17 protein-coding genes are annotated in these 22626 nt (G+C 60.4%); 9 read left to right on the plus strand and 8 right to left on the minus strand.

The features are described 5' to 3' along the window. Nucleotides 1-205 precede the first annotated feature (205 nt). The 7 genes from FB472_RS04260 to FB472_RS04290 all read left to right on the plus strand — a co-directional run bounded on the left by FB472_RS04260 (nucleotide 206) and on the right by FB472_RS04290 (nucleotide 11712). Nucleotides 206-2518 (plus strand): glycosyltransferase family 2 protein, encoded by a 2313-nt coding sequence (locus tag FB472_RS04260; protein WP_141989791.1) that lies wholly within the window; start codon nucleotides 206-208, stop codon nucleotides 2516-2518. Further along, nucleotides 2515-4110, plus strand: a complete 1596-nt coding sequence (locus FB472_RS04265) for a chitinase (RefSeq protein WP_215730379.1) — start codon at nucleotides 2515-2517, stop codon at nucleotides 4108-4110. Before FB472_RS04260 ends, FB472_RS04265 begins: the two co-directional genes overlap by 4 nt. A 172-nt stretch (nucleotides 4111-4282) precedes the next feature. Further along, nucleotides 4283-4855 carry an antibiotic biosynthesis monooxygenase gene (locus FB472_RS04270; RefSeq protein ID WP_141989792.1) on the plus strand — a complete coding sequence of 191 codons (573 nt, stop codon included), beginning with the start codon at nucleotides 4283-4285 and terminating at the stop codon, nucleotides 4853-4855. Nucleotides 4856-4894: 39 nt separating this feature from the next. Beyond that, nucleotides 4895-8788 (plus strand): ATP-dependent RNA helicase HrpA, encoded by a 3894-nt coding sequence (gene hrpA, locus FB472_RS04275; protein WP_141989793.1) that lies wholly within the window; start codon nucleotides 4895-4897, stop codon nucleotides 8786-8788. Between the two features lie 98 nt (nucleotides 8789-8886). Further along, nucleotides 8887-9741: an HpcH/HpaI aldolase/citrate lyase family protein gene (locus FB472_RS04280; protein ID WP_021810526.1), complete on the plus strand. Its 855-nt coding sequence runs from the start codon at nucleotides 8887-8889 to the stop codon at nucleotides 9739-9741. A gap of 61 nt (nucleotides 9742-9802) precedes the next feature. Continuing rightward, complete coding sequence (locus FB472_RS04285) at nucleotides 9803-10960, plus strand: thiolase family protein (RefSeq protein WP_141989794.1); 1158 nt, start codon at nucleotides 9803-9805, stop codon at nucleotides 10958-10960. Then, nucleotides 10957-11712 carry a 3-hydroxyacyl-CoA dehydrogenase gene (locus FB472_RS04290; protein ID WP_141989795.1) on the plus strand — a complete coding sequence of 252 codons (756 nt, stop codon included), beginning with the start codon at nucleotides 10957-10959 and terminating at the stop codon, nucleotides 11710-11712. Before FB472_RS04285 ends, FB472_RS04290 begins: the two co-directional genes overlap by 4 nt. A 25-nt stretch (nucleotides 11713-11737) precedes the next feature. On the opposite strand, the gene FB472_RS04295 is transcribed toward FB472_RS04290, so the two are convergent. The 7 genes from FB472_RS04295 to FB472_RS04330 form a co-directional block, all read right to left on the minus strand. After that, nucleotides 11738-12520, minus strand: a complete 783-nt coding sequence (locus tag FB472_RS04295) for an amino acid ABC transporter ATP-binding protein (RefSeq protein ID WP_141989796.1) — start codon at nucleotides 12518-12520, stop codon at nucleotides 11738-11740. Next, the gene (locus tag FB472_RS04300; RefSeq protein ID WP_141989797.1) at nucleotides 12517-13542 is read right to left on the minus strand and encodes an amino acid ABC transporter permease; all 1026 of its coding nucleotides are present in this window, start codon (nucleotides 13540-13542) and stop codon (nucleotides 12517-12519) included. Before FB472_RS04300 ends, FB472_RS04295 begins: the two co-directional genes overlap by 4 nt. Nucleotides 13543-13547: 5 nt before the next feature. Further along, complete coding sequence (locus tag FB472_RS04305; RefSeq protein WP_141989798.1) at nucleotides 13548-14438, minus strand: ABC transporter substrate-binding protein; 891 nt, start codon at nucleotides 14436-14438, stop codon at nucleotides 13548-13550. A 222-nt stretch (nucleotides 14439-14660) separates the two neighbouring features. Next, entirely contained in the window at nucleotides 14661-15188 is a 528-nt protein-coding gene (locus tag FB472_RS04310; protein ID WP_246078076.1) for a hypothetical protein, read from the minus strand. Between the two features lie 75 nt (nucleotides 15189-15263). Beyond that, nucleotides 15264-15743, minus strand: a complete 480-nt coding sequence (locus tag FB472_RS04315) for a GNAT family N-acetyltransferase (protein ID WP_141989799.1) — start codon at nucleotides 15741-15743, stop codon at nucleotides 15264-15266. Then, the gene (locus FB472_RS04320) at nucleotides 15743-16738 is read right to left on the minus strand and encodes a ribonucleotide-diphosphate reductase subunit beta (protein ID WP_021810531.1); all 996 of its coding nucleotides are present in this window, start codon (nucleotides 16736-16738) and stop codon (nucleotides 15743-15745) included. Before FB472_RS04320 ends, FB472_RS04315 begins: the two co-directional genes overlap by 1 nt. A gap of 135 nt (nucleotides 16739-16873) precedes the next feature. Beyond that, the gene (locus tag FB472_RS04330) at nucleotides 16874-19315 is read right to left on the minus strand and encodes a ribonucleoside-diphosphate reductase subunit alpha (RefSeq protein ID WP_141989800.1); all 2442 of its coding nucleotides are present in this window, start codon (nucleotides 19313-19315) and stop codon (nucleotides 16874-16876) included. Between the two features lie 226 nt (nucleotides 19316-19541). Here FB472_RS04330 and FB472_RS04335 point away from each other — a divergent pair, with 226 nt between their 5' ends. Beyond that, entirely contained in the window at nucleotides 19542-20750 is a 1209-nt protein-coding gene (locus FB472_RS04335) for an MFS transporter (RefSeq protein WP_141989801.1), read from the plus strand. A 45-nt stretch (nucleotides 20751-20795) separates the two neighbouring features. On the opposite strand, the gene FB472_RS04340 is transcribed toward FB472_RS04335, so the two are convergent. Next, nucleotides 20796-21794 carry an aldo/keto reductase gene (locus FB472_RS04340; protein WP_141989802.1) on the minus strand — a complete coding sequence of 333 codons (999 nt, stop codon included), beginning with the start codon at nucleotides 21792-21794 and terminating at the stop codon, nucleotides 20796-20798. Nucleotides 21795-21889: 95 nt separating this feature from the next. On the opposite strand from FB472_RS04340, the gene FB472_RS04345 reads away from it, so the two are divergent. Beyond that, nucleotides 21890-22603 carry a M50 family metallopeptidase gene (locus FB472_RS04345; protein ID WP_141989803.1) on the plus strand — a complete coding sequence of 238 codons (714 nt, stop codon included), beginning with the start codon at nucleotides 21890-21892 and terminating at the stop codon, nucleotides 22601-22603. Nucleotides 22604-22626: the final 23 nt, after the last annotated feature.

A 22626-nucleotide genomic window follows, 5' to 3' on the forward strand; every position in this document is an offset into this window, starting at 1 on the left:
TGACCGGCATACGTTCCTTTCTCGGTGAACGACGATATTCACGGCGTTTGTTCAGCTTACTTGACGAATTGTGGGGGCAGACAGAGCTGTCGACGGCTATGCTATCTACGCCAACAGAATTTCAGTCTCGACGACTGAACGATGCAAGATACCCGCCGGCCTCTACCCGAAAGATGCCGATCTTGCATCGGGGAATCTAACGAGCATGCCGAAAAATCATTTAGACGCGCCATCACGGCGTCGACAGTGGGGCGCAGAAACCCGCCTCGAGCCACTCACCACGGTGCACGCAGCACCCAGCGACCGTAAGATCGCCCTCGCGCGCCTGGCGATTGTTGCCACGGTCGTCTTCTGGCTGACCTACGTGATTTACACGATTGTGCGCCAGTTCATCAACAACGGCACAGAGAGCTTTCGCTTTACCACCGAAGCTATTTCGTATGTGATCGTTGTCACCTTCCTCACCTTCTCGGCGCTCATGTACCTGATCGCTCGCCACGGCGCCTTCCAGCGCTTCCGTTCGCACACCCGCGTTCCGCGTGCCGAACTCGATCGACACTTTACTGAGCACCAAGGCTCGATCACCGTGCTCGTGCCCAGCTACAGCGAAGAGCCAGACGTTGTGCGCGCCACCCTGTGGTCAGCATGCCTTCAGGAGTACCCCACGTTGCGTGTCGTGCTCCTCCTCGACGATCCACCATTTCCGACGAATCCGGATGCTGCGGCACAGTTGGCCGAATCGCGCTCGCTCGCAGAATCAATCCAGGCTGAACTTGCGGCTCCTCGCAAGCGTTTCACCGACGCTCTCGCTACGTTTGAACGGCGACTGGAGCTCGGTCGCACCGTGGGGCTGCTCGATCTGGAAGAACTTAACGAGCACTACGAGTGGGCAGCACAGTGGTTAGAGAACAAGGCCGCCACCGAGCAACGGATTGACCACGTCGATGAGTTCTTTGTCACCCAGGTGATTCAGGGGCTTGCTGGTGAGCTTCAACTCACGTCCAACGCTCTCGGCGCCGCTCACGCCGAGCGCATGGTTCCCCCGACCGCTCGGATGCATGAACTGTACCGTCGACTCGCGTGGACCTTCACCGCCGACCTCTCCACCTTCGAACGCAAGCTGTACGCCTCGGTGTCACACGAAGCGAACAAGGCCATGAACCTGAACGCCTACATTGGGCTCATGGGCGGCAACTATCGCCCCGAAGAAACCCCGACCGGCACGGTTCTTCGCCCCATCACGCAGGCAGAAGCTGGAGACCTATCGATTCCGGATTCGCAGTACCTACTGACGCTCGACGCTGACTCCCTGCTCTTGCGTGACTACTGCCTGCGTCTCGTTTATCTCCTCGAGCAGGCCGACAACTCACGGGTTGCGGTCACTCAAACGCCATATTCGTCGTTCCGTGGGGCCAACACACGTATTGAACGACTGGCCGGTGCGACTACCGACCTGCAGCACATCCTCCACCAGGGCAAGTCCTACTACGGCGCAACATTCTGGGTCGGCGCCAATGCGGTCATTCGTAAGGCGGCTCTTGAGGACATCGTGGAGACGGAAACCGAAGGTGGTTTCACGGTAAAGCGCTACGTTCAGGACCGCACGGTGATTGAAGACACCGAGTCGAGCATCGACCTGGGCGCACACGGCTGGACACTCATGAACTATCCGGAGCGCCTCAGTTACAGTGCTACCCCTCCCGACTTTGGCTCGCTCGTTGTGCAGCGTCGCCGCTGGGCAAACGGTGGTCTACTGATCATGCCCAAGCTGATGCGCCAGATGCGTGAGCGCAAGGCTCGCGGTGAGACAGTGCCGTGGACCGAGTTCTTCCTTCGGGTGAACTACATGACCTCGATCACGTGGGCAAGCTTCGGGCTCGTGTTCCTGCTGGCGTACCCGTACGACAGTCGGTTGCTCAGCCCGGTAGTGCTTCTGGCTGCCGTGCCATACTTCTGGGCCATGGGAAGCGACCTCCGCTACAGCGGTTACAAGTTCACCGATATCTTCCGCATCTATGGCTTCAACCTGATTTTGCTTCCCGTCAACCTCGCGGGAGTGTTCAAATCGATTGAACAGGCCATCACCAGCAAGAAGATTCCCTTCGCCCGAACCCCAAAAGTGCGAAACCGCACCTCTACCCCGCTGCTATACGTGCTCGCACCGCTCGTGATCATCACGTTCTCTGGATTCACATTCTGGCGCGACCTGAACGCCGGCAATTGGGGAAACGCAGCCTTCGCCGCGTTCAACATGATTCTGGCCGGCCTCGCGGTCATCTCATATATCGGGCTCTGGAACACCGTCGTCGATATTTGGTTGGGTGTCACCCGTTCACTCTTCATCGAGCGCAAGCCTAAGGAGAAGAAAGAAACGGCCGCACCAGTACCCACCGAACTTGACTGGCGCTCAATCCTTTACTACGGAGACGACAGTGGATCGCACACGAAAGTGCGCGACTCCATCGTCTTTGCCGAAATGCTGCCCACCACCGAGACCGGAAGCGAGGTTCGATCATGAGTTCCGCAACGCACCGAATCTCATTTCGTCGACTAGCCATGGCACTAGTTGTTGCTCTGGCCGTCACCGGCGGCGGACTCTTCGCCTACCAGGCATGGGCATCCAACCAGGCTGACCCCGCCCCTGACCCGTGGTTTGCCGCCTACGTGGATGTCACCGCGACCCCCAGCTATGAGTTCGAAGCCGCGACTAAAGAGAGCGGCAAGGAAGTCATGTTGTCGTTCATCGTTGCCGCAAAAAATGATGGCTGCACGCCTACCTGGGGCACCGCATACACAATGGATGAAGCGGCCGTGTCACTCGACCTCGACCGACGCATCGCGCGCCTGCAACAGCAGGGTGGCGATGTGGCGGTTTCGTTTGGCGGACTATTGAATAACGAGCTCTCTACTACCTGCACCGACAGCAGCCAGCTCGTGAACGCCTACGACTCAGTACTGGACCGCTACGCGTCAACCACAATCGACCTCGACATAGAGGGCCGAAACCTGAGCGACACCGCTGCCGGTGAGCGTCGCGCTGCGGCGATGGCCACTTTGCAGCAGGCGCGACGCTCCGCTGGAGACGACCTTGCCGTCTGGCTCACCCTGCCCGCCGCCACCTTCGGTCTCACCGAGGAAGGCACCACCGCCGTCACACAGATGCTCGACGCGGGGGTCGACCTCGCCGGCGTCAACATCATGACGATGAACTTCGGCCAGAGCCTGGCTGACGGTGAAACGAGCGGCGCAGCATCCATTCGGTCACTTCAGGAAACCCACCGCCAGCTGGGTGTGCTGTACGACCTCGCCGGCATTGAACTGACGGATGGCACGATCTGGACCAAGCTCGGTGCAACACCCATGATCGGCCAAAACGACATCGAAGACGAAGTCTTCACCGTGAAAGACGCGGTAGCCCTCAACGAGTTCGCGCTTGAGGAGGGCATCGGCCGGATGTCGATGTGGTCGCTCAACCGCGACATCACCTGCGGGCCCAACTATGCCGACGTGACGCGCGTCTCAGACGCGTGCAGCGGTGTCGCCCAGGGGGATCTGTTCTTCGCAGATGTTCTCGCTGAGGGCTTCGACGGTAAGGTTGCCAGCTCGGCAAAGACCATTACGACCGAGGAACCAACTGACCCTTCAGACCTCGTGGATGACCCCGCAACCAGCCCCTACGCGGTCTGGCAAGAAGACGCCAGCTACCTTGCCGGAACGAAGACCGTGTGGCATCGCAATGTCTACCAGGCAAAATGGTGGACCCGCGGCGACCTCCCCGATAACCCGGTCCTGAACTCCTGGGAAACCCCGTGGACCCTTGTAGGGCCCGTGCTTGAGGGAGAAACTCCCATCACGATGCCCACCCTGCCCGCCGGCACTTACCCCGGCTGGGATGGCGCGAGCATCTATGAAGAGGGCGACCGCGTGCTCTTCAGCGGTGTTCCCTATGAAGCAAAGTGGTGGAACCAGGGCGACAGCCCCGCTGCCTTCTCTTCGGACCCCGACGGCACACCGTGGATTCCGCTAACGACAGAAGAGATCGCCGCACTGGCGACCGGTGGCGCGACGGGCGAAGAGTCTAATCTTGCCACTGCTGAGGCCCAAGGCTAAGCCCAGCCGTAAGCGTTACTGACGAGGTCGCCGTCATTCCTCACGTTCGGGCTGAGGAATGGCGGCGCCAATTTCTTGGGGCTAGGGATCCCGTTGGGTTGCGGAGAAACCGCTGTCCTGCTGGGCTGGTAATCTTGCCGCAGGCAGCAGAGACGGAGTGCGCTGAGACCACATGGATAACACCCCCATCACCGTCTCTATTGAACGCACCGTCGACCCGGCTCGCATCGCCGAAGCAACCGCCTGGATGCAGACCGGCATCAACCTCGCCACCGGCTACCCTGGCTTCCTAGGCTCTGGCTGGGTGCGGGCCGGTCCGAACACCACAACGTGGCACATGCTCTACCGATTCACCGACGCCGCAGCACTGTCGCACTGGGAACAGTCTCCCGAGCGCGCTTGGTGGCTCCAGAGCGGCAGCGGGTTCGCTCGTGAAAAACGCAGTGAACGCCGCACCGGCATCGAAGGTTGGTTCGACGAACCCACCGAGGTCACGGTTGAGCATACCGGTGGCGTCGACGACGTACCACCGCGCTGGAAGCAAGCCGTCACGATCTGGCTTGGCTTCTTTCCCCTCAACCTTCTCTTCACGTACCTTGTCACGATGCTCGTGCCCGGCTGGGATCTGCTGCCGCTCGTGGTGCGCGTGCTGCTCACCACGGTGTGCCTCACCCCGGTGATGGTTTACGCGCTGCTGCCGCTGGTCACTCGAACGTTGCGGCGCTGGTTGACTCCCTCGCGCTAGCAGACTCCCAAGCAACAACAGCGCGTAAGCTGAAGGGCTATGTCCGCCTCCGAGGTTCACTCCGCCAGCACCGCCAGCAATGCGGCACCGCGGAGTGCCGAGCTGGTTGTGACCTACCCGCCCGAGCTGCCCGTCAGCCAGCGCAAAGATGACATCGCCAAGGCCATCCGCGACAACCAGGTTGTCATCATTGCGGGCGCCACCGGCAGTGGAAAGACCACTCAGCTGCCGAAGATTCTGCTGGAACTGGGCAAAACATCCATTGGGCACACCCAACCTCGAAGAATCGCCGCCCGCACCGTTGCGGAGCGCATCGCCGAAGAGCTCGGCAGCGAACTGGGCGATCTCGTCGGGTATCAGGTTCGATTCACCGACCGCGTGGGCAAAAATACGCGCGTGAAGTTGATGACCGACGGCATCCTGCTGAATGAAATCCACCGCGACCGCGACCTCAAAAAATACGACGCCATCATCATCGATGAGGCCCACGAACGCAGCCTCACCGTCGACTTTCTGCTCGGCTACCTGAAGCAGCTTCGCGCGCGTCGCCCCGACCTCAGCATCATCATTACCAGTGCCACTATCGACCCCGAAAGCTTCTCGAAGCACTTCGAGGGCGCCCCAATTATCGAGGTGTCGGGCCGCACCTACCCCGTCGAGATTCGCTACCGACCACTGGTCGCCGAAGATGGTGCCAGCGGCGAGCTGGAGGCTGAGGATGCCGAAGAGGCGGCGGCGAACCGTGCCGACCGCGACTACCTCGAAGGGATCAACGACGCTCTCGACGAACTTGCCCGCGAAAGCGACGGCGACGTGCTCGTCTTTCTCTCCGGTGAGACCGAGATTCGGGATGCCGAAGAAGCCATCCGCGGCCGCATCAACTCCGGCGGGATGCACGCCGGCACCGAAGTACTCCCCCTCTATGGGCGCCTGAGTTCCGCCGAACAGCACCGCGTCTTCGAGTCACGCCGCACCCCCGGCACGCGACGCCGTATCGTGCTCGCCACCAACGTTGCCGAAACCAGCCTGACCGTGCCCGGCATCCGCTACGTCATCGATGCCGGAACCGCACGCATCAGCCGGTACAGCACCCGCGCCAAAATTCAGCGCCTGCCCATTGAAGCGATTAGCCAGGCGAGCGCCAACCAGCGTTCCGGCCGTTCAGGGCGAACGAGTGACGGAATTGCAATCCGCCTCTACTCCGAAGAAGACTTCACTGCGCGCCCCGAGTTCATGGAACCCGAGATTCTGCGCACCAACCTTGCCGCGGTCATCCTGCAGATGATCTCGCTCGGCCTCGGCAACATCGCCGACTTTCCGTTCCTGCAGCCACCAGACTCGCGCGGCATCAAAGATGGCCTTGACCTGCTCACCGAACTCGGGGCCGTCGAGAATGCGAAACCTGTCAAGGATGCGAAAGAGGCGGCCCCCCGCATCACCCAAATCGGTAAGCAACTCAGCCAACTGCCCATCGACCCACGGCTCGCCCGCATGGTGCTCGAATCGAAGCAGCACGGCACCACCCGCGAAGTCATGGCCATCGTGGCGGGCCTCAGCATCCAAGACCCCCGCGAACGCCCCCTCGATAAACGCCCGCAGGCAGACCAGCAGCACGCCCGTTTCATCGACCCGACGAGCGACTTCCTCACCCTCCTCAACCTCTGGAACTATCTCGAAGAGAAACAAAAAGAGCTCTCGGGCAACCAGTTCAGGCGTCTGTGCAAAAACGAATATCTCAACTATTTGCGGGTCCGCGAATGGCATGACGTCTACCGCCAGCTGAGCCGCCTAGCCAAGCCCCTCGGCCTCGTTATTGGCGATGCCCACTCGAACCCTGACGGCATCCATCGATCGCTGCTCGCCGGCCTGCTCAGCCACATTGGGCTGAAGGATGCCGCCAAGCGCGACTACATTGGCGCCCGTCAAACCCGGTTCGTCATCTTTCCCGGCTCAGCTCTTGCAAAGAAACAACCCAACGCGATCATGAGCGCCGAACTCGTCGAAACGAGCCGACTCTTTGCGCGTATGAATGCGTCGATTGATCCCGTGTGGGCCGAAAAGCTTGCCGGTGATCTCGTGAAACGCAGCTACTCCGAACCCCACTGGGAGAAGAAACAGGGCGCCGCTGTCGCCTTCGAGAGGGTGACGCTCTACGGCGTCACGCTCGCCGCCCGCCGGCGCATCCAATTCTCCCGCGTCGATCTACCTGCGGCCCGCGAACTTTTCATTCGGCACGCCCTCGTTGAGGGCGAAGACGATCTCACCAAGCGCGACAAACGTGTGTGGGGATTCGACGCGAGCAACCGTGCACTGCGCCGCGACCTCGAACAGCTCGAAGAACGCAGCCGCCGCCGCGACATTTTGCACGACGACGAAACGATTTTCGAATTCTACGACCGTCGTGTGCCCGCTCACGTCGCATCGGTGCGCGACTTCGAGGGCTGGTGGAAGAAAGCCCGCCACGACTCCCCCGACCTACTGACCCTCACCATCAACGATCTGCTCGAGAACGCGGATGACGCCGAAGTCGACCACACCAAATTCCCCACCACGTGGATGCGCGGCGACCAAACCCTCGCCCTCAGCTACCGTTTCGAGCCGGGCACCGACGATGATGGTGTGACCGTCGCCGTACCGCTGCCGCTGCTCGCCGGGTTGCGCCCCGAGGGCTTCGACTGGCAGGTACCCGGACTGCGCGACGAGCTCGTGACAGCGCTGATCAAGTCGCTGCCGAAACCCATTCGGCGCAACGTTGTTCCGGCCGCCGACTGGGCCCGCCGTCTGCTCGAAGCTGCCCCCGCCGATCCGTCGACCGCAGCCCTCGACGACGGTGTCTCGCTGACCCAATTCCTCGCGAAAGAGATCGCGCGACTGACGTACGCGACCATTTCGGCATCCGACTTCGACCTCGAGCGTGTACCCGCACACCTGCGAGTGACCTTCGCCGTCATCGATGAGCGAGGCAAGAAAGTCGGCGCAAACAAGTCGTTGCGCAGCCTGCAGGCCAGCCTCAAGCCTGTCGCCCGCGAGAGTGTTGCGCGCGCCGTCGAGGGCGCTGTCGAACGCCCGACAGCGACTCTCGAACGCTCCGGCATCACCAGCTGGGACTTTGGCGAACTCGACCGCTCACGCGATACCAAACACGGCGGCAACACCATTCGTGCCTACCCTGCGCTCGTCGACGACGGCGATTCAGTCTCGCTTCGCCTGATGTCAACACCGCACGACCAGGCCACCGCGCACCAGAGCGGGGTTCGTCGCCTGCTGCTGTTGGCGATTCCGTCGCCGCTCGGCTACATCAACGAACACCTCACCGGCAACGAAAAACTCGTCCTCGCCCAAAGTCCGTACCGCTCAACAAACGCCCTCTTTGACGACTGTCTCCGCGCGTGCGTTGACTCCGTGATGGGCGACCGCGAGATCTATGCCCAGAGCGAGTTCGAAGTGCTGCGCAACGAGATCTCGGCAGGGCTGGTTGAATCACTCTTTGACACCGTCTCGCTCGTGGCATCCATTGTTTCTGGCGCTCGCGCGGCAGACAAAGCGATACGTGCCGCCACAAGTATGCACCTGCTTGCGCCCCTCGGCGATGCTCGCGAACAGCTCGACGCGCTCGTATATCCGGGGTTCGTCTCCGCAATAGGGCTCGCCCAGTTGCGCCGCGTTCCCGTCTACCTCAAGGGCGTCGAACACCGCGTAACGAAACTCACCGAAAACCCGGGCAAAGACCGCGGCTGGATGTCCGAGGTCGAACTAGCGACCCGTCGCTACCGAGACGCGGGCGGCACTCTGCCGCTGCAACCACATCCCGAACCGCAGATTGCCCGAGCTCGATGGATGCTCGAAGAACTGCGTTTAAGTCTCTTTGCACAACATTTGGGAACAGCGGAGTCGGTGAGCGTGCAGCGCATCGGCAAAGTGCTGGCCTCCTAAACCGTACTTTTCGCCGCCACCCAGCCAGCAACCGATACCCTTGAGGCTGCGAGTGGCACGAGAAGGTCGCCTCTCTGATAACAGAAAGCAGCTATCGCGTGTCTGAAAGCACCACCGATCGTCCCACCACCCACGATGTTTCTGCAGAAATTGCGCGCTCCTGGCTTCTGGTGGCGGCAACCCGTCCCGAAGAGTTTGACCGCGCCGAACGGTCGCGTGCCGACCAAATCATTCTCGACATCGAAGACGCCGTTGACCCACGTCTCAAGTCGAGTGCTCGAGACGCGGTTGTCTCATGGCTAAGCCACGGCGGCAGCGGTTGGGTGCGCATCAATGACCGCACCTCTGACTTCTGGTCGGATGATGTGGATGCGCTCGCCGGGCTCCCTGGCCTGCGCGGTGTCATGCTCGCCAAGGCTGAGGCAGCAGCTCATGTCTCCGAAACTTTCGACCGCCTTAAGGGTGCAACGCCGGTGATCGCCCTCGTCGAGTCCGCCCTCGGCATCGAAGAGGCGGCATCCATTGCTCGTGCCCGCGGCGCGTACCGCCTAGCCTTCGGCAGCGGTGACTATCGTCGCGACACCGGAACCAGCGCTGACGACTTAGCGATGGCCTATCCTCGCTCGCGCCTGGTAATCGCAAGCCGGGTTGGTAACCTGCCCGGCCCCATCGATGGCCCAACGGTCGGCACCAACCACCCGGTGTTGCGCGAACAGGGCGGTATGGCCGTAGCGCTCGGCATGACGGGAAAGCTGTGCCTCGACATCGAACAGTTGCCCATCATCAACGAGGTCATCAGCCCCACCCGCTCAGATGTTGCGTGGGCGCGCGAATTCTTAGAGGACTTCGAGGCTCGTGGCCGCGTCATCCGCGACGGCAGCGACCTGCCGCGTCTCGGCCGCGCACAAAAGATCGACAAGCTTGCTCGCGCGTTTGGGGTCGAACCGGCCTAGGTTTCCGGGCGCGGTTGCCGCCGCTCTTCCCCGCATCAGCGCGCGCGATTAGGGTTGAGGGATGACAACGGCAGTCATCGTTGACGCGATTCGTACACCCTCGGGCCGAGGCAAACTGGGCGGCGCCCTCTCAGGCGAGAACCCGGTAGATCTGCTCGCTACGGTGCTGCGCAGCTTGGTCAGCAGGAACGACCTTGATCCGGCAATCATCGATGATGTGATCGGCGGCTGCGTTACACAATCGGGTCAGCAGGCGGTGAACGTTACGCGGAATGCGGTGCTCGCAGCGGGATTCCCCGAGTCGGTGCCCGCAACCACGATTGACCGTCAGTGCGGGTCAAGCCAACAGGCAGCCCACTTTGCTGCCCAGTCGGTGATGGCGGGAGTGAACGACGTTGTGATCGCCGGCGGTGTTGAACTGATGAGTTCACACCCGATCGGGCAGGCAACACTCGGCCAAAGCACGATGAGCCCACTACTTCGCGAACGCTACCCCGAGGGGCTCGTCAATCAGGGAATCTCTGCTGAGCTGATCGCCGCACGCTGGCGTCTCGAACGCGACGATCTCGATGCCTTCGCCGCCGTCTCCCACGCCCGCGCCGCCCTTGCCGACTTCAGCAGTGAGATCCTGCCCATCGGTGACCTGCGCCGTGACGAAACTATTCGCCCCGGCACCACCGCCGATGGCCTCTCTGGCCTCCCCCCAGCATTCTTCGACGAAGAAATCGCGGCACAGTTCCCAGAAATCGCGTGGCGTGTAACGGCGGGCAACTCGTCGCCGCTCACCGACGGCGCCTCCGCCGTGCTCATCATGAGCGAAGAACGCGCCGCCGCCCTCGGCCTCACACCGCGCGCTCGCTTCCACTCATTCGCGGTGGTCGGTTCCGATCCCATTGAGATGCTGACCGGCATCATTCCGGCGACGCATCGCGTGTTGGAGCGCAGCGGCATCCAGCTCAACCAGCTCGATAGCGTTGAGGTCAATGAAGCCTTCGCGTCGGTTGCTCTGGCGTGGTTACGAGAATTCCCCGTCGACCCCGCCATTGTGAACCCGCGCGGCGGTGCGATTGCACTCGGCCACGCCCTCGGCTCGTCGGGCACACGCCTGCTCACAACCCTCGTCAATCAGCTCGAGACCACCGGCGGCCGCTACGGACTCCAGGTCATGTGCGAGGGCGGCGGCATGGCAAACGCAACACTCATTGAAAGGCTTGCATGAAAATTCAGGATGCCGCAGCACTGATCACCGGTGGTGCCAGCGGACTCGGCCTGGCCACCGCTCGCGCCCTCGCCGCACAGGGTGCGAAGGTCACCATCGCCGACCTCCCCAGCTCTCGTGGAGCCGAAATCGCCAAAGAACATGGCTTCCGGTTCGCACCCACCGATGTTCGCTCGGAGGCTGACGTTCAGGCTGCCGTCGCCCTCGCCAGCTCGGTCGGACCGCTGCGCATTGTTGTGAACTGCGCCGGCGTTGCCACCCCGGGCAAGACCCTTGGTCGCACGGGTGTCCTGGCACTGGAAACCTTCGAAACCGTGATCGGGATCAACCTCACGGGCACCTTCAATGTGATCCGTCTCGCTGCGGCAGCGATGGTCGAAACTGACCCCAGTGACGGTGAGCGTGGCGTTATCGTCAATACGGCATCCGTCGCAGCATTCGACGGCCAGATCGGGCAACCCGCCTATGCCGCATCGAAAGCGGGCGTCGCCGGGATGACACTCCCCCTCGCCCGGGAATTCGCCGCATCATTGGTGCGCGTGATGACGATCGCCCCCGGCATCTTCGAGACGCCGATGATGGCCGGCCTACCCCAAGAAGCGCAGGATTCCCTCGGAGCCCAAGTGCCGCATCCGTCTCGCCTGGGTCGCCCCGACGAATATGCTGCCCTAGTGCAGCACATCATCGAAAACCCCATGCTCAATGGCGAAGTTATCCGCCTGGACGGTGCGATCCGGATGCAGCCGCGCTAGCTTGAGCATCCGGACCAACACTTGGCTACAACACCTTCGAGAGGAAGGCTTTCGTGCGCTGATGCTGGGGGTTACCCAGTACTTCGTCTGGATTGCCAGCCTCAACGACAACGCCGCCATCCATAAACACGAGCTGGTCAGCGACTTCTCGTGCAAAGCCCATCTCGTGAGTGACGACAATCATGGTCATGCCCGATTTTGCTAGGCCCTTCATAACATCGAGTACTTCACCAACCAGTTCAGGGTCGAGCGCGGATGTCGGCTCATCAAACAGCATGAGCTTCGGCTCCATGGCGAGTGCCCGAGCGATTGCTACCCGCTGTTGCTGACCTCCGGAGAGGTGCGCAGGGTAGGCGTCTTCCTTTTCGTCAAGGCCAACACGTGCGAGCAGTTCTCTGCCCCGCGCAACCGCATCATCCTTCGTTAACTTGTTAACACGCATGGGTGCTTCGATGATGTTCTCCAGCGCTGTCATATGCGAGAAGAGGTTGAAGCGCTGGAACACCATTCCAATGTCGCGCCGCTGACGTGCAGCCTCGCGCGGTTTCAGTTCGTAGAGCTTGTCTCCGCGCTCCTCGTAACCAACCAGCACGCCGTCGACGCTGAGTCGTCCCGCATCCACACGCTCCAGATGGTTGATGCAGCGCAGGAAGGTCGACTTGCCGGACCCGCTGGGCCCGACTAAACACATTACTTCCCCACGCGGAACCGTGAGTGAGATGCCCTTCAGAACCTCGTTCGATCCAAAACTCTTCGACACACGGTCAGCAAACACCATGGGCGTTTCGCTTGTGGCTGTCGTAGTCATCGGTGCCCCTTATCTGGCGCGTCGCTGTCGTTCCCGCGGTCGGAAGCTGCTGCGGATCCGGGGGTTGTAATGATTCCGGTCGTCAACGGAATGGTCCCCGTCCCAGTACCGTTCTTCTCCGGTCGCGCTTGCCCCACTCCACGCGAGAAACGCTTCTCCAAGAAGTACTGCCCCACCATCAGGATTGAGGTGAAGAGCAAATACCACGCCGACGCGACAAGCAGCAGTGGGATCGGGTCAAAGATGACCGCGGAGATATCGCGTGATCGGCCATAGAGATCAAAGCTGAACGGTACCGCGGCCACCAGCGAAGTGGTCTTGAGCATCGAAATAACTTCGTTTCCCGTTGGCGGGATGATGATGCGCATCGCCTGCGGAATGACAACGCGCGTCATCGTTTGCAGCCATGACATACCGAGGGCCGTCGCGGCTTCATCCTGTCCCTTGTCAACTGACAGGATGCCGGCGCGCACAATCTCTGCCATGTAGGCGGATTCGTTGAGCGCGAGCCCGATGACCGCGAGCCAGAAGACATCGAGGAAGTTGGCGGTATTTAGTGAAAGCCACGGCTCGGTAAAGGGGATTCCGATATCGATCGTCGAATAGATCGTTGCGAACAACCCCCAGAACACAAGCTGCACATACACGGGCGTTCCGCGGAACACCCAGAGATACAGCCAAGCGATTCCTTTGACTACAGGGTTATCAGAGAGGCGCATGACCGCAAGGGTGACGCCAAGTAGGATCGCAATGATCATCGAGTAGACCGTCAGCAGCAGAGTGTATCCGGCAGCCTGAGAGATGCGTTGATCGAAGATGAACTTGGCGAAGTTGTCCCAGCTATATGCTTCCCGCTGAGAAGCATCAACCACGAACAGCACGAGGATTGCAACAAGAATGACAGCAATCACGTTGCGCCACGGGTGGCGAAGGCGGATCGCTGTGATCGCTTCTGCTTGTTGAGTGCCGTTCGGCGGCACGCTCGTGGGTGTCGCCGAACGGCCAGATTCTGACAAAGCCATCCCCCCTAGCCGGCGGTCGCCGCGTTGATGGTGATCTCCGAGATAGCGCCGCTGAAAACGCCCCACTCTTCGAGGATTGTCTTGTAGCTGCCGTCATCCATCATGGACTGCAACGCAGCCTGAAGAGCTGCCGCCAGCGGTGAATCCTTCTGGACAGCAATGCCGTACGGTGCGGTGTCGAATGACTCACCAGCCAACTCGATCTTGTCGCTGACCTTGCTCACCGCGTACTGGGTGATCGGCGAGTCAGCGCTCATGGCGTCGGCGCGACCGAGCGCGAGAGCATTGGTGGCCTCATCTTGCTTGTCAAACTTCAGGATGTTGATCGGCTCTTTACCAGCGTCGGTACATTCCTTCGACTTTGCCGGAAGCTCATCGGTCTCTTCGTAGGTCGTGGTCTGCACGGCAACGATCATGCCACAGGCATTAGCCGGGTCGACGTCTTTGCCGATCTGCTGAGCCCACTGAATGCCGGCCTCGTAGTAGTTGACGAAGTCGACACTCTTCTGGCGCTCTTCGTTGTCGGTGAACGACGACAATCCGATGTCGTAGCTGCCACCGGTAACACTCGGGATGATCTTGTCGAAGCTAGAGGTCTCATACTTCGTCTCAAGCCCAAGCTTTGCCGCCATGGCGTTTCCGAGGTCGACTTCCCAGCCGATCGGGTTGCCGGCATCGTCTTTGTACTCGTTCGGGGCATACGTCGGGTCGATGCCAATCACCAGAATGCCGGACGCTTTCACGTCGTCGGGCAGCAGGGCTACTGCGGCTGAGTCAATCCCCACATCTACGGTTCCACCACCGCCGGTCTCTGTCACTGTGCTGTTGTCAACACAGCCTGACAGTGCCAAGGCCGTGACGATGACCAATGCTGGTATCGCGAAATTGATTCTCATGGTCCAACCTTTCCCTTTTCCCATTGAAAGCTCTTGTTGGTTCCATGACGTGAATCCCGAGGGGCGCACGTCGTTGAAACGCCAACGTTGGCAGCCTACCCCCGGGCGGGCGCAATTTTCCGCCCCGGTGCGCCGTGTGGCTGCCAGACTCTGAGCAATGTGCCGAATATGTGATGTGGAGCGGAGAATATTGCTGCCCGCTTGTGCCGAAACCGGGTCGGTCTAGTACTCGCCCTGGGCTGCGGCCTCAAGTTCGGCAAAGTTGATGGTGTGCAGTTCGCGTAGTCGGCGCTTTTTTTGCGCCTCATACAGTGGGTCTTCCATCGGCAGGTAGGCGACACGAAGTTTGGCGATGATGGCGGTGCCAATCTCACTCCACGCGAGCTCGCGCGCCTCATCAATAATGTGTGAGATCAGTTCGCCATCCATGGATGCTTGGCGCAGTCCCTCAGCGAGCCCCTCTTGCACCGCGCGGTTGCGTGCGGTGTGCGTTACCCGAAGCAGGCGTTCCGCCTGTTCAGCGAGTTGGTCGAACTCGACGTGCACCATACCGGCCAGCGCTCCGTCGTCGTAGTCGAGGTGGTCGCGGGCGGCATCCACAATTATTCGGTTCTTGACTGCCATACGCACAGCGTTGCGGGCGATGAGCACACCCTCGTCGACCACACGATCAATGGGTGCCGCCTCGACAGGTTCTGGCGCCCTAAATTTGCCCAGATTGAGGCGCGGGCGCCGCCGAAAAAGTCTCACAGTGCAATTGTTCCGGTTTAGATTGATGAACGGTATCCCCCGTGCAGTGAAGCATAGGCGGGCAACCTGAACGAACTACAACGTCTTCTCAAAACACACCCCGAAAGGGATCGCAGCGTAGTGGCCGAACGCATCAATTCGCCGGTAGCCAAGACTCTCATAGAGCGCCATTGCGGGCACCTGCACATGGCCGGTTTGAAGTACCAAAGAGTGTGCCTCAGCCTCGCGGGCAACACCCTCAAGCTCGTTCATGAGGAGGCGCGCGGCGCCCTTGCCCCGGTGACGCGAATCGACGAACACCTTCTTGACCTCGAATGACGCGCCAAAGGGCCGAAGAGCCGCATGCCCGATCACCACATCGGCATCGAGCACCAACACCGTGTGGCTGACATCGGAGGGCGAGACCGTCAACGCAGCACTGACTGCGTTGCGGCCCGCCTCATCGAGTTCGGCCTGACGATCTGCATACATTGCGGTCGTCTCGACCTCCATCAGTTCACGCTGCTGGACCGCCCGTGGATCTAGCCATCCAACCCACTCGACGGTCAGGCTCACTAAACCTTGACCTTGGTGGTTGCTGACGCGTTCGCCTCGTACGAGGTGTTGGTTGATTCGAAGAAGTTCACCAGCTCAAGAGTGTCGTTGGCGGTCGCCATCCACTTGGCTGGGTTCGTGACCTTGTAGTGGGCCTCAAATCCGAGCTCCTCTAGGCGGCGGTCAGCCAGGTACTTGACGTACTGGTTGATGTAGTTGGCGTTGAGTCCGAGGATGCCGCCGGGGAGCAGGTCGTGGTTGTAGGCCTCTTCCATTTCGACAGCATCCAAAATCATCTGGCGAATTTCGTCAGCGAACTCTTCCGTCTGGATCTCAGGGTTCTCTTCGAGCACGGTGAGAATCAGGTTGATGCCGAATTTGAGGTGCAGGCTCTCATCACGAACAACCCAGTCCATGAGCGAACCGAAGTTGCGCAGCAGGTTGCGCTGGCGGAACGACAAAGCGACCATGAACCCTGAGTAGAACCAAATGCCCTCAAGAATCACGTTGTAGGCAACAAGGTTACGGATGAAGTCTTGCTTTCCCTGAATCGTGTCGATGTCGAGAGTCTGCTCCGTCATGCGCCGGATGTACTTCAACTCGAACTCCTCTTTGCGAGCCATCGACGGCACATCAACGTGAGAGTTGTAGGCCGCTTCACGATCGATGGGGAAGGTTTCGAGTACATACTCGAAGCTCATGCAGTGGTTTGCTTCTTCCCACATCTGCTTGGCGAGATACAGCGAACACTCTGCCGCAGAGACGTAGGGGTACACACCAAAGGCGAGTGCCTTGTTGACGAGCAACTCGTTGGGGTTGAAGTAGCTCATGAGGAAGGTCACCGCGTGACGTTCCTCATCAGTCATCTTCTTGAAATCGGCGATGTCTTCGCCCAGCTGAATCTCGTTCGGGAACCAGGTGTTAGCGACGGCCTGGTCGTAGAGGTCCATTGCCCACTGGTACTTGATCGGCTTCAGCAGAAGGCCATCTTGCAGGCCTGTTCCTAAAATTCCCATTCTGTTGGTCACTTCTCTCTTGATTGGTGCGGGATGAATTGTGGGGTAACTATTTTTACTGGCAGCTGTCGCACTGCAGGTCGTTCATCGGGTCAGACGGAACGAAGTAGTCGTCGATGGCGTTCTCGCGATTCATTACGAGTCTGCTTTCTTGGAGAATCCGCCGAAGCCCTTGCGAGCAGGAGCGCTTCCCGCCGACGACGATCCAGCGCCCGCTGCCGCAGACTTGGTTGAAGAAATTTCTTCGGACTTGTTGACCTTCACGGTGGATTGCTCCGCTTGGTGGCGAGGCTTCATGTGCAGGTAGTAGGTGGTCTTGACTCCACGCGACCAGGCATCGAAGTAGATGTCCATCATGTCGCCCAGGTCACGAGTCTCGAGGTACATGTTGCGGCTGATGGCCTGATCGATCCACTTCTGGGCACGAGCCGCAACCTCAAGGAAGGAGTACGGCGACAGCTGGAAACTTGTCTTGAATACAGCTTTGATGTCGTCGGGGATGCCGTCGATGTGTTGGATGTCGCCCTGGCTGCGCAGGATCACTTCACGGTTCTTCTCCCACAGGTCATGCTCCTGAAGTGTCTCAACGAGGTTGCGGTTCACTTCAAGAAATTTACCGTTGGAGGTTGAGCGGCTAAAGATCTGCGAGAACTGTGGGTCAAGACCGGGCGTGGTGCCGGCAACCAGACCAATGGATGCGGTGGGCGCAATCGCCATGAGCGTCGCGTTTCGCATTCCCCCCTTGACCTTCTCGCGCATGGCATCCCAGTCGAGCCGCGTCTTACGGTTGACTTTGATTTCCATGCCACGATCTTCTTCGGTGAGCGCAATGGAGTCGAGCGGCACGAGGCCCTTCGACCAGCCGCTGCCTTCGAAGTTGGTGTAGGCACCGCGCTCTTTGGCGAGCTCAGTGCTGGCGTCGATGGCGGCGTAGGAGACATGTTCCATAATTTCGTCGATGAGGTCGTACGCCTCTTCGCTCTCGTAGCTGTAGCCGAGCTTCTCGATGATGTCGGTGAAGCCCATTACTCCGAGGCCAACCGCACGGTTCTGCTCGTTGGAGAAGTCTGCTTCTTTCACGCTGGAGCGGGTGATGTCGATGAGGTTGTCGAGTTGACGTACGGCCAGTCGGGCGCTCTCGGCGATCTTTGCGAAGTCGACTCCACCTTCGGGCAGGAGGTGGCGTGACAGGTTGATCGATGCGAGGTTGCAGACGGAGACGTTGTCTTCGTCTTGCGGGAGCGTGATCTCGGTGCACAGGTTGGAGAGGTGGATTGTTCCCGTGTTGTTGTTGAGGGCACGGTTGTTGATCGTGTCTTTCCAGGTCAGCCAAGGGTGGCTGGAGGTCTGCAGCGAGATGAGGATTGACTTGAACTGCTCGCGCGCACCGATTTTCTTGAACATGTGCATTTCGCCGGCTTCGGCCATGGCGACATATTCGTTGTAGCGCGCAGAGAACGCCTTGCCGTAGAGCTCGTTGAGGTCAGTGACCTCAAGCGGGTCGAAGAGGTACCACGAGTCATCGTTTTGCACGCGCTTCATGAACTCATCGCTGATCCACACCGCCGTGTTGGCGGTGCGGGTGCGGCGGTAGGGGTCACCCGAGTTGCTGCGAAGTTCAAGGAACTCGGGGAAGTCCATGTGCCAGTTCTCCATGTAGAAGCAGAGGGCACCGAACTTCTTGCCACCCCGACTAACCGCACGCAGGATCGAGTCGATTGTGTGCATGAACGGGATGGGGCCGGTGGAGGTGGTGTTGTTGGAGCGGATCGGCGAACCCTGCGCACGCAGCTTGGTGACCGAGAGGCCAATTCCGCCGGTGCCCTTGGTAAGCCACATGACATCGCGAGTGGTCTTAGCGATGTGCTCCATGTCGTCTTGCATTTCCATGACGAAGCAGTTGGCAAGCTGCGGGTAGATGGTTCCCGCATTAACAAGGGTGGATCCGGCAGCCAAGTATTCGAGGCTGGACATCTTTTGGTAGAACTTGAGCGCCGCCTCGTTGGGGTTCGCTTCGTTGAGCGAGAGGCCCATCGCGATGCGCATCCAGAAGTACTGGGGAACCTCAAGAGCGTCGCCGTTGCGACCCTTGATGCCATAGCGGTTGTTGAGGGTAACAACACCGATGTACTTGAGAAGTTCGTCGTGCGCAGGCTCAAGGTGCTCGGAAAGAGCTTCAAGGTCGAACATCTCAACGAGGCGGGGGTCAAGCAGTCCCTCTTCAACGCCGCGTATGACATTGGGGCCAAAGTGCTCTTTGTGCAGCTTCTTGAGATCGGCAGCATCGGTGTAGTCACCGAGCACGCGCTTGTAGATGGTCTTCAGCAGCAGTCGTGCAGCGACGGTGTCGAACGCGGGGTCATCTTTGACGTTTTGGAGGGCAACCTGAATGACTGCCTCGTCGAGCTGCTGGGTCGTGATGCCATCAAACAGCGTCAGTTCAAGCTCGGACGCGATCTGGGTAACCCACGTGATGTTCTCGTCGAGACCAACGCTGGCATCTTCAATTGCGAGGTTGATCTTGTTCGCATCGTACGGCTCCCGCGTGCCGTTGCGCTTGACGACTGTGATTGACACAAAAACTCCCTCAAAATAGCTAAAACGTGTTCTCCCCGCGACCCCCGGTCAAGCGGCTCTACCACTATATATCGTGGGTGGCCGTTGCAACCAACCCTAGATGTAGTGGGCGTGTCCTCCACAGGTGTGGATAACTTCGCGGACTTGTCCACAGCCTATGGATAACCTCTGACACTCGAAAAACCGCGGCAATCGGGACCCTTTCCGCCACTAAGCTGGAGAGACTGTGAACGCCTACATCGACCTGCTGAAAACTCCAGGTATTGCCAGAATCATCAGCGCACAACTCACCGCGCGCCTCCCCAGCGGCATGCTGTCACTGGCGATCCTTCTTCACGTCGAACAGATCCATAATTCCTACGCCGCCGCCGGGCTCGTACTCGCCGCCACCAGCGTCGGCCAAGCCGTTGCGGGCCCGCTGACGAGCCGCTGGATGGGCGTCTGGGGTATGCGAAAGGTGCTGATTCTCACCCTGGTGATCTCCGCATCCGCCATCTTCACCATCGCGCTTGCACCACTGAGCGTCGGCCTCTTCATGATCGTCGGCCTCATCTCCGGGCTCAGCACACCACCCGTTCAGCCAGCGGTGCGCACCATCTACCCCAAAATGGTCAACTCCAAACAACTGACACCACTGTTCTCCCTGGATGCCTCCGCCCAAGAAATCATCTGGGTCGCAGGCCCCGTAGCCGCCACCTTTATTGCGGTTCAAATCTCAACCACGCTCGCCATCGTTGTTGCTGGCAGCTTTCTCATCCTTGGTGGGGCGTGGTTCATCTCAAGCCCCGAAGTCGGCCAAGTACGAATCCCCCGCAGCAAACGCTCCTTCGGGGCTGTGCTCCGCCACCGCCCCGTCGTGCTCGCCACCATCACCGGATTCCTTCTGGTCGGTTCGGCATCCGCGGTAGAGGTATCCGTCGTTGCCGTATTCGGTCACGGCGGGCCACAAGCCGGAATTGTGCTCGGCATCTGGGCGATCGGCTCGCTGGTCGGCGGGCTGTCCTTCGGCCACCTACCGATCGGCCCCTGGGCACTGGCCCGGCGCATGCTCATCGTCTTCGTGGGCATGGCGCTCGCCATGGTCTACCTCGACTTCTGGTGGCTCGCAATCATGCTGCTTGTTGCCGGAATCGGAATCGCACCCGCCTTCGCAGTGATCTTTGCCATCGTTTCTGCCAGCGTCAAGTTCAGCGAAACCGCTGAAGCCTACGGCTGGGTCGGCACCGGTCAACTCATCGGCGCCGCCCTCGGCTCCGCCGTCGCCGGCTTCCTGATCGACGCCAACGGACCGAGCGGTGGATTCTGGGCCGCCGCCGTCATCGCCGCCCTCGGCGTTCTCGTACCCACCGTGTTGCGCAGTTGGCATCCCGACCTGCGCGGCAAAGACCCCAGCCCCATCCCCGATACCGGGCCGATCAGCACGCTCAGCCAATAGCGGTCGCGTTTACGACTAGCGGCCGCGTTACCGCCGAAACAATACCTACCAGCGTGGATGCACGGCCGCCCGAAAATGGCGATCGTAGATGTCACGGACTCCCTCGGTGAAGCCCGCGCTCAGCGTCGGTACGTCGCCAGCTCCAGCATTCGATTGAGCCTGCGCGATATTGCGCGCCCCCGGAATCACCGAACTCACTCCTGGTTGCTGCGCCACCCACGCCAGAGCAATTTGTGGCGTAGCGAATCCGGCCGCGTCGGGCTCGCCCGCGAGCAGAGCCGCGAACTCCTGAGCCGCCGCGACTCCCATCTCGAAGTCAACGCCCGAGAAGGTCTCCCCCACATCGAATGCATCGCCTCCCCGGTTGAATGTGCGGTGGTCGTTCTCGGCAAACGTGGTGTCGACGGTGTACTTGCCACTGAGCAGACCTGAAGCGAGAGGCACACGCGCAATGATCCCGACACCCGCATCGAGCGCTGCCGGAAGCACAGCGTCCAAGGGCTTGAGGCGGAACGCGTTGAGGATGATCTGCACGCTGGCAACGTTCGGTCGCGCTATTGCGGCGAGCGCCTCATCCGCAGTCTCGACACTTACTCCGTAGGAGGCAACGGCACCCGCAGCGACGAGAGCGTCAAGGTCATCAAAGACGGCATCCATGCTGAGCACGACAGTCGGCGGGCAGTGCAGTTGCACGAGGTCGAGAGTGTCAACACCGAGATTGCGACGCGAACGGTCGGTCCACTCACGAAAATTTTCACGGGTGAAGTTGGCGGGGTCTTGTGCCTCGCGGCGCCCCATCTTGGTCGCAACCGTGATGTCGAGTTCGGGCCGGTCGCCGAGATAACGACCGATGAGAGACTCACTTCGGCCATCACCGTACACGTCAGCGGTGTCGAAGAACGTGACTCCTCCATCGACAGCGGCATCAAGCACTCCGCGGGCATCCGCCTCGCTCACTTCCCCCCAGTCAGCGCCAAGCTGCCAGGTGCCGAGACCGATTGCCGAAACAGTGCGGCCCGTACGGCCGAAAGTGCGAAAGTCCATAGGTCAACGCTACGCCCTCGCGGCTAGGCCAGAGACAGCTACAGGGTGGACGCGGAGAGCAGGGTCTTGCGGAGAGCAGGTGAGAGGATGCTCCTATGGATGATTTTCTCGGCTCTCTTGCCCGCACCGCGCCCGTCGAGATCTCTCCAACTCTGCTGATCGTCATCGTGGCCGCAGCAGCCGTGTTGAGCATTCCGCGGCCAATCTGGAAGTGGTTCGGGCTTTTCACGACGCTGGTGCACGAGTTGGGGCACGCCGTCGGCGCAATCCTGACCGGCCGCTTCGTGCACGGAATGAAGATTCGCATGAATCATTCGGGCGAGGCAGTCAGTAGCGGGCGAGGTGCTCTCGGGTCGGCGATCAGTGGATCCCTCGGCTACCCGGCCCCCGCCATCGTCGGAGCCATTCAGCTGTGGTGCGTTGTGCAGGGCTATACAGCGCTGGCACTCTTCGTCGGGGGCATCATTCTCGTTCTCACTCTGCTCGTGATTCGCAATGCATTCGGATTCCTGGTCGTCGTTGTATCGTCCGCAGCCAGTGCAGCACTCTGGGTTTGGGCCAGCGATGCGGTGCAAAGTTATGTGCTGCTCGTTATCGCGATCGCACTGCTGGTGGGCAGCGTCCGCGGCCTCGCCACGGTGATCGGTGTGCACACCCGCCGGCGCGACCAGCTGAGCACCTCAGATGCATACCTACTTTTTAAGCGCACCGGCGTCCCCTCGGTTGTCTGGTTACTGCTCTTCGCTGCCCTCATCGGCGCGAGCGTGGTGTGGGCGGTTACCACGGTGCTCGAAACACCAAACCGATGATGCACTTCGATGCCGCCTTTCGG

This window comes from Rhodoglobus vestalii (genome assembly GCF_006788895.1).
GTDB classification, from domain to species: Bacteria; Actinomycetota; Actinomycetes; order Actinomycetales; family Microbacteriaceae; genus Rhodoglobus; species Rhodoglobus vestalii.